At 40.1% G+C, this 8283-nt stretch carries 6 protein-coding genes, 1 rRNA gene and 2 pseudogenes; 7 read left to right on the top strand and 2 right to left on the bottom strand.

Annotated features, from left to right (window positions below):
* The 5 genes and pseudogenes from rrf to FTU29_RS07350 form a co-directional block, all read left to right on the top strand.
* Nucleotides 1-105: ribosomal RNA gene (gene rrf, locus FTU29_RS07370) — 5S ribosomal RNA — on the top strand; the annotation flags it as partial.
* 226 nt (nucleotides 106-331) lie between these two features.
* A pseudogene (locus FTU29_RS07365) lies at nucleotides 332-889 on the top strand (DUF4256 domain-containing protein).
* Nucleotides 890-1296: 407 nt separating this feature from the next.
* Nucleotides 1297-2646, top strand: a complete 1350-nt coding sequence (locus FTU29_RS07360) for an MFS transporter (RefSeq protein WP_180024684.1) — start codon at nucleotides 1297-1299, stop codon at nucleotides 2644-2646.
* A gap of 159 nt (nucleotides 2647-2805) precedes the next feature.
* Nucleotides 2806-3540, top strand: a complete 735-nt coding sequence (locus FTU29_RS07355) for a group I intron-associated PD-(D/E)XK endonuclease (protein WP_180024683.1) — start codon at nucleotides 2806-2808, stop codon at nucleotides 3538-3540.
* Between the two features lie 84 nt (nucleotides 3541-3624).
* On the top strand, nucleotides 3625-3936 hold the full coding sequence (locus FTU29_RS07350; protein WP_180121154.1) for an ankyrin repeat domain-containing protein: 312 nt from the start codon (nucleotides 3625-3627) through the stop codon (nucleotides 3934-3936).
* A 185-nt stretch (nucleotides 3937-4121) separates the two neighbouring features.
* Here the strand turns inward: FTU29_RS07350 and FTU29_RS07345 are convergent.
* Nucleotides 4122-4658, bottom strand: a pseudogene (locus FTU29_RS07345) (type 1 glutamine amidotransferase domain-containing protein); the annotation flags it as partial.
* Nucleotides 4659-5104: 446 nt separating this feature from the next.
* On the opposite strand from FTU29_RS07345, the gene FTU29_RS07340 reads away from it, so the two are divergent.
* Nucleotides 5105-6280, top strand: coding sequence for a PQQ-dependent sugar dehydrogenase (locus tag FTU29_RS07340; protein WP_373423584.1), 1176 nt, complete (start codon nucleotides 5105-5107; stop codon nucleotides 6278-6280).
* 92 nt (nucleotides 6281-6372) lie between these two features.
* On the opposite strand, the gene FTU29_RS07335 is transcribed toward FTU29_RS07340, so the two are convergent.
* Nucleotides 6373-7413 carry a TauD/TfdA family dioxygenase gene (locus FTU29_RS07335; protein ID WP_180121150.1) on the bottom strand — a complete coding sequence of 347 codons (1041 nt, stop codon included), beginning with the start codon at nucleotides 7411-7413 and terminating at the stop codon, nucleotides 6373-6375.
* A 471-nt stretch (nucleotides 7414-7884) separates the two neighbouring features.
* Between FTU29_RS07335 and FTU29_RS07330 the strand changes: the two genes are divergently transcribed.
* Complete coding sequence (locus FTU29_RS07330) at nucleotides 7885-8280, top strand: tautomerase family protein (RefSeq protein WP_180121148.1); 396 nt, start codon at nucleotides 7885-7887, stop codon at nucleotides 8278-8280.
* The last annotated feature ends 3 nt before the right edge of the window (nucleotides 8281-8283 follow it).

The raw sequence follows: 8283 nt of genomic DNA, 5'->3' as shown, positions 1-8283 counted from the left end.
ATAGCAAGAGTGAACCACCTGATCCCTTCCCGAACTCAGAAGTGAAACCTCTTAGCGCTGATGGTAGTGTGGGGTTACCCATGTGAGAGTAAGTCATCGCCAGCTCATTATTCGAAACACCCCCTGATACGTCAGGGGGTGTTTTTTTATGTGTTCGGAAAAAGATAAAAGGAAACGAACGTTATAAAAGTAGAAAAAGCTAAAGCACAAAAATAGGAAAACGAGAGATATTTAAAAAGAATGAGGCTAAATAGCGCAAAAAATTTACATCAAGGTGAGCTTATATTCTTTATAGTGAAATTCAGTCTGCAATGTATAAAAATAATAGAATATACATACGCTCCAAGATCTCGATGAAATCTTTATTTTAGAGATATTGCAGCAACGCTTTTAGGCAAATATGCAGCGTCATCCAGAATTGCTTTGGGATGAAGTTAAAAAACAATTGATAGCACAGTCCTCAAAACTAAAAATTTTAATCGAAATGGAAATAACAGGCGGTGAGCCAGATATTGTGACGCTGAATCGGCAATCTAATGACCTGATATTTTATGATTGCAGCTTAGAGTCGCCAAAATCTAGACGAAGCTTATGTTATGACCGTGATGCCTTGAAGAATCGGAAGGATCATCCTCCGAAAAATAACGTTATAGACATGGTTCGAGACATCGGTGCTGAGCTGCTGACAGAAGAAGAATATCGTGCGATACAGAAAGTTTTCAATTTTAATTTGAAGACTTCGAGCTGGATTGTGACGCCAGTTGATATGCGGCAAAAGGGCGGGGCACTGTTTTGTGATCGACGTTATGATCATGTATTTAGCTATCATAATAGCGCGCAGTCATATTATGCGTCTCGTGGATTTCGCTGTAAGCAGGTGATTGCTTAGTCTCAGGGCTATCAATGCATTTAAAACAATCAAGAGTGTTCAAACGAGCTTTTCTATATATATGGTTACGTTTGTTTTTTAGACATTTAAAATTTTTCTAAACTAAAGATAGAAATAAATGATGGTCTGTCGTTCTGAAGTTTAATGAAAGAATAGAAGAATTAAGCCTGAAAATAAGGGTATTATTATTTAAAAAAATCAGTTAAATAATCATATATTGATAATGTTTAATAATTAAACTAAAACATGAAAAATAATAAAATTAACATGTACTTATAAGTAATTCGATTTATTAAACATACGTCTAATATCCCTAGAAAACACTGTTCCGTATATTCCGTGGCTGTTGAATTTTACTTAAAAATTCAATGAATGTTATGGACAAGTACTCATGGGAGATGAGAACGATGACAACGGAAAAAATAGACATAAATTCTGTAGTCGATAAGGCTAAGTTTACCCCGTTCCACTTCAATGTTGTGGCTTGGTGCTTATTGATTATTTTATTTGATGGCTACGACCTAGCAATCAATGGTGTGGTTTTACCTTTACTCATGCAAGACTGGGGCTTAAGTGCAATGCAAGCGGGGATGCTTGCCAGTACTGCGCTCGCAGGTATGATGTTTGGTGCCATGTTCTTTGGTTCTTTAGCAGATAAGATTGGCCGTAAAAAAGTCATTATGATCTGTATTGTTTTATTTAGTGGTTTGACCTTTGCTGGTGGTTTTGCGTCGAATCCAACAGAATTTGGTATTTTGCGTTTCTTGGCTGGTTTAGGGATTGGCGGTGTAATGCCTAACCTTGTGGCTTTAACGTCGGAATACGCGCCGCAGAAGATGCGTAGCACACTGGTAACGACCATGTTTAGTGGTTATGCAGTCGGTGGTGTGATGGCGGCACTTTTAGGTTCATGGTTCACCCCTGACTTTGGTTGGCAAATCATGTTCTTTATTGCGGGTATTCCACTTTTTCTTTTACCTGTGATTTGGAAATTTTTACCTGAATCTTTGGCATTTATGGTGAAAGAAAACAAACAGGAAAAAGCCCGCAGTATCGTGAAGCGCTTAGCACCTGAAGTGAAAGTGACTGAAAATACAGTGTTCACTTTACCACAGGAAAATGTACCAGAAGCAGCAAACGTGGTGAGCTTGTTCCGCCGTGGTCGTGCCGTAAATACATTGCTGTTTTGGGTGGCGTTCTTTACGTGCCTATTGACCATGTATGCGCTAAGCAGCTGGTTACCAAAACTGATGATGGCAGCCGGTTATTCTATGGATAACAGCTTAATGTTCATGATGGTCATGAACGTGGGCGCAGTTGTGGGTATTGTGGGCGGTGGTATTTTGGCTGACCGTTTCCATTTAAAACCTGTGTTGATGGTTTTGGGTATGATGGGCGCGATTGTGATGAGCTTGATGGGCTTCCAGTCTAATCAGTTCTTGCTATACATCTTGGTGTTCTTGGCAGGTGCTGCATCTATTGGTTCGCAAATGCTGCTGTACAGCTATGTGGCGCAGTATTACCCACTTGCTGTACGTTCGACGGGTATTGGTTGGTCTTCTGCGATCGGTCGTATGGGCGCGATTGTAGGGCCGATCTTGATTGGTGGTTTGCTCGGTATGAACTTACCTGCGCATTTCAACTTTATGGCGGTAGGTTTACCTGTACTGATTACTGCGATCGCGGTTGCATTGATCACGCATGAAAATGACAGTGATAAAATTGATGTTAAAGAGGCATCTACAGCCAAAGCTTAAGTTGTGATTCTTTAAATAGAAAAGCCTCCGTAAGGGGGCTTTTTTTTGGTTATTTAAAATGCTAATAAAATAATTATTTTATATTTTCTAATATTCTATATTTATAAGTTTTTAAAAAAGATATAAAAACTTAACTATGACTATTTTATGGGGGGAGAGATGGAGTTTATTGAGCAAATTAAAGAAGTAATGAAGGAATCGCGAAAAGAAATGCATGTTGATCAAATAGCAGAAGCAATCGTAGCGAAATATCCTCATACTCAGCAGCATCTAGATGTTTTATCTAAGAAAATCTCTTCGATACTTTCAAAGGATATTGACAAATATAAAACAAAATCAGAGTTCACAAAACCAAAAAATTCTAAAGGTGCTCCAAGACGGGGAATTTACAGATTAAAAATCAAAAAAGTTGTACCTGATATTGTTCCACCGCCACCTACAGTTAATGCACTGTATACGGGCAAGGCTGGTGAATTTGCAGTGATGGCTGAATTATTATTTTTTGGATTTAATACATCATATATGGCTGTTGATGATGGTATTGATCTTGTCGCAGCAAAAGATAATAAATACTTTCATATACAGGTTAAAACAGCCAATATATCTGAATCAAATAATCAGTATAGATTCACGATAAATCAGAGATCTTATGATTCAAAGGATGCATCATCTACTTTCTATATTTTTGTATTACGATCATGTAATGGTCCATCTTATGTAAATAATTATATTATTCTTCCAAATAGTGATATCAGTCGATTACTGGAATCTGGAACTATTACACAAGCGGCTAAATTATCCATTCGTATTGAACGCGATAAAAATGGAAAATATTTATTAAATTCAAAGGAAACTGTGAATTACGCTTTAAATAGATTTGATAAAATTCGTTAAATAAACTGATTTATATGACCAATTCTGCCATGGTCATTAATTGACAAGCGATATTTATAGAAATTACAAATAGGTATTATGATCATGCAATTTAATTCTATCTCCCCAATCCCTGAAGATGATGAAGAGCTGCATCTGCCTGAACTGGTGTACTGGGCATCTTTAGGTGAACGCGCAGAAGTCGAAAAATCTTTGGCAAATGGCACAGACGTAAACACTGCCGATGAAGAAGGCTACAGCGCACTGCATGCAGCCGCAGAAAACGGCTATTTAGACGTAGTGAAGCTATTGGTAGAGAAAGGTGCAAATGTACAGCATAAGACCCAATACACAGCATTAGAGCTCGCAGAAATGGCAGGCAATGATGATGTGGTAGCTTACTTAAAAAATTTGTAAGCCATATATTTTATAATGTTGATTCATAAAATACCCGCATGCAATATGCGGGTATTTTCATTTTAGTATTATTGTTGCTGTTGCTGTTGCTGTTGCTGTTGCTGTTGCTGTTGCTGTTGCTGTTGCTGTTGCTGTTGCTGTTGCTGTTGCTGTTGCTGTTGCTGTTGCTGTTGCTGTTGCTGTTGCTCAAGCTCCTGCTGAATCGCTTGATTAAACGCAGGCAAGTCATCTGGACAACGAGAAGTAATGAGCACCCAACCACCCGTATTACAGCGGTGCACCTGCTCATCGACCCAATGTGCACCCGCATTTTCCAAATCCAAACGAATACTTTTATAAGACGTCAGAGTTTTATCACGAATTCGTTCAGCATTAATGAGCGCCCAAGGACCATGACAAATTGCAGCAATAGGTTTTTGATGGCTAGCAAAGTTTTGAATAAGCCGCAGCGCATCTTCATCGATCCGTAGATGATCTGCATTGACAGTTCCACCCGGAATCACCAACACGTCATAGTCTTCAGCATTTACGCTGCTCAATTGGGCATTGGGTTGGACTTCAGCTTCGACCTTTTTGTCTGCTTTTACTGTCTGGACCGCAGCATGTTTAACAGCGGCATGAATGGCTTCAATTCCCTTTTCATTTAAATAATTTAAGGGTTGAATCAGCTCATCATGTTCAACACCGACATTTGACGTTATCACTAAAGCTTTTAAAGTCATGATTGACTCCTTGCAATGAGGATTGTCTACCACGCTAGCAACTTGACGGATTTGGGTATGTAATAATTTCGCAGGAAAGTGTAAGAAGTTTTGACAGAGAAATTATTCGAAAATTCTAGATTAGAGCGAATTCTTTAAAAAATCAGCTATAAAAAAGAAAACCCCGACATCCTGTCGGGGTTTTCTTCGTATTTCGTGTTCTAGATACAACTCCTTGTCATATCTCACGTCCTGATGCAGAAACTTATTGTTATTGTTTTATGTTTCGGAAACTTCCTGTCTCCTGATAACTGTAGATTAGGCCTGTTTCATAAACTTGGAAAGCCGCAATTTTCTGCATGTCATGTAAGCCAAAACGTACAAAATTATTCTGTTACCTTTCCAAAGAAAAATCATCTGATTAATTGATTAGAATCAAATGATTATAAAAGGGAAGGGAACAGTAAATGAAACAATGTATACAATATTTTCGAATGCCTAGCCTCATCGTCGGTATCTTGATGACAGCCGCATGCCATGCGGAAAACACCACAACTACAGCACAAGATCAAACACCAAGCCAAGCTCAAAAATCGGCACAAATCCAGCAAGAACAACGCTTTAAAATACAAAAAATCGCTCAATTTAATGAACCTTGGGCGTTTCAACAACTCCCAGATGGACGCTTATTGCTAACTGAAAGAAAAGGTCAACTGATCATCTTTAACCCGCAAAATCAGCAGAAAATACAGGTGAAAAACCTTCCCAAAGTTGCCTATGGCGGACAAGGCGGATTAGGTGATATTGCACTTGATCCGCAGTTTGAAAAAAATCATCAGATATACTTGAGCTATGCAGAAGCGGGACAGGGCGGTTATGGCGCTGTCATCGAAAAAGCCACATTAAACCTCAATGAAGCTGCACCAAGTTTAAAACAGCGGAAAATCATTTGGAGGCAAATTCCAAAAGTAGAAGGTCAAGGCCATTATTCACACCGTATGCAGTTTGGTGCAGATGGAAAATTATGGGTGAGTTCGGGCGAACGTCAGAAGTTTGATCCTGCACAAGATCTGCAGTCAAATTTGGGTAAAGTACTGCGCTTAAATAGTGATGGAACACCTGCTGCGGATAATCCATTTCAGACCCAAGGCGAAGTTGCAAAGCAAGTGTGGAGTTTCGGGCACCGTAACCCTTTAGGCATGGCATTTGATGCAAAACAACAGCTGTGGGTGGCCGAAATGGGCCCGAAAGGCGGTGATGAGTTAAATCTCGTGCAGCGTGCGAAAAACTATGGCTATCCGCATGTGTCGAATGGCGATCATTATGATGATCAACCGATTCCTGATCATCATACACGGCCTGAATTTGAAGCGCCGCTCATCAGTTGGACACCTGTGATTTCACCATCCAGTCTGATGTTTTATCAGGGCGATCGTTTCCCACAGTGGAAAAATAAGGCCCTGATTGGTGGCTTATCTTCACAAGCGATTGTAATTGTTGATACAGAGCTTAAACCTGTCCAAGAAACACAACGAATTGCCATGCCACAGCGTATCCGTGGACTCATTGAAACCAAAGACGGCAGTATTTGGGGCATTGAAGATGGAGAAAAGGCATGGTTATTCAAAATTGAGCCTAAATAGTGGCTAAAAAATAAACAAAAAATTCAAAAAATAAAAAAAAGCCCCTACGGGGCTTCTCACATACAGGCCTACACGAATTTTAAATACGTCAGCTAAGCCGCATAGTGCTCATCGGCATTAAATGCATTGGCTTGAATTTGAATTAATTTACGATTTCCTTGTTCTCCATTCATTCGCCAATGCGCAATTTTAATATTATCCACAATAGCAACATCGCCTTTATGCCACTGTAAAAGCAGGGCATCTTTATACATCGCATCAAAAAATTGCTGCTTTTCGGCATCGTTCCATTCAATTTGTTGACCTTCTGGCGTGTAAATTTCCCAAGTCAGTTGCATGCCATCCGCCGTCGAATCAATTTCAATGTCCCCTCGATTTTCAAAGCAATTTTTCGCGGCCTGATGGGCAAATGGATTGGTATTATTGGCAAAAGCCCATGGCTGAATCACATGCTTTTTTGTATCAGGGTGATGAATCACCAGTGGCGAACGCTGTAAGGTCAGTTTGGCTTTTTTATCTTGTCGAATCTCTAAACTAAACGGGCTCTTTTTCAGCAATAACCGATCAAATAATCCCACCTCGCGCGCCGAGACATAAGAAAAATGGTTCCATGCGCCGAGATATTTTTCTTGTAGATGTTTCGGAAAACTCTCCCAAATTTGCTCTAAGTTATTAAATCCAGTTTCTGCTAAATACGTCGAAGGTTCCTGACAAAATAAGGCGATATAACGCGAGCGTTCTGAGCGCACGCCGCCTTCAACATGCGGACCTTGTACTGAGTTTTCGACTGGACCTAATTGCACTGTGTTGCGATCTATATAACGACGGTAGTCGCCTGCGCCGAGCAATTTCTCGCTGTATTTTCGCATCCATGATGCAACCCAGCTGGGCATATTGGGGTTAAATGCATTCCATGGGGTAAACTGGAAATATTGTTCAATCAGTTGGTTAAATTGTTCGGGTTGCTCGATGTTAAAACCACGAAACAGTAAGATGCCATTTTCATGGATTTGTTGTAAAAGCTCTTGTCGATGCGCGCCAATATATTGTGCAAGATCTTGCGGGCTATTGTGTTCTGGAGCGGCATGAAAAATGCGGGTAAAACTATTCAGTTGTTGCTGTTGCAATTGCATAGGTCATTCTCTAATTTTTTAATTCAATTTTTATTGTTGTCGCCTAATCCCTAAGCGCTGACAGTTCGAGCTGCTGAACTCGCAGCCGTTATTCTGTCTAAATTCTCTGCCGATTATAAGTACAGTTTTACTGTTGCGATGTAAGTATTGTTGATAAATTGCGATTTTTCGACGAATAGAGTGCGATCGCTGAATGAATGACGACATGAAAAAAGCCCTCGACATCCTATCGAGGGCTTTTTAGATTCATTCTAAAGATATGACTCCTGTCATACCGATCAGCGTTCCTGCTGCATGTGCATTATTTATTTTTATTGCAAGACATCCTGTCTCTGTATGTTCTTACTATAGGCGCGTTGCTGTTAAGGCTACAGGCGTAATTACTGCAAGCGCTGTAGGTAAATGCCTACAGCAGAACGCCGCTAAATCCTGCTAGTGTAGTGATTTAAATAACAACAATGAGTTTCGCGCATGCCTGCAACACAAATCGATATACGGATGCAATACAGCATAGAACAAGAACAACAGCTGATGAATGCTGTCTTTGACGCCTTACAACAGAGTTTTCAACTGCCTCGATATGACCGCAATATACGTTTGCAAGTGCATGCGCCACATCGGTTTCAGGTGTTTGATCATTTGACGCAGCCTGAGCGCTTTACACATATCACCCTCGATTGTTTTGCGGGACGAACCTTAGCAACCAAGCGTAAGTTATATCAAATGCTGGTGCAGAATTTGGTGGAATTTGGCATTCCGGCCGACCATATCATCATTACCTTATGTGAAAGCCCCCAAAAAAACTGGGGGATTCGAGGTGGTCAAGCCGCTTGTGATGTTGATTTAGGTTTTCAGGTGGATGTTTAGTCT

Source organism: Acinetobacter sp. YH12086 (assembly GCF_013419345.1).
Taxonomy (GTDB): domain Bacteria; phylum Pseudomonadota; class Gammaproteobacteria; order Pseudomonadales; family Moraxellaceae; genus Acinetobacter; species Acinetobacter amyesii.
The sequence above is the reverse complement of the archived record's forward strand: the minus strand, read 5'-3'. Positions and strand labels throughout refer to the sequence as shown.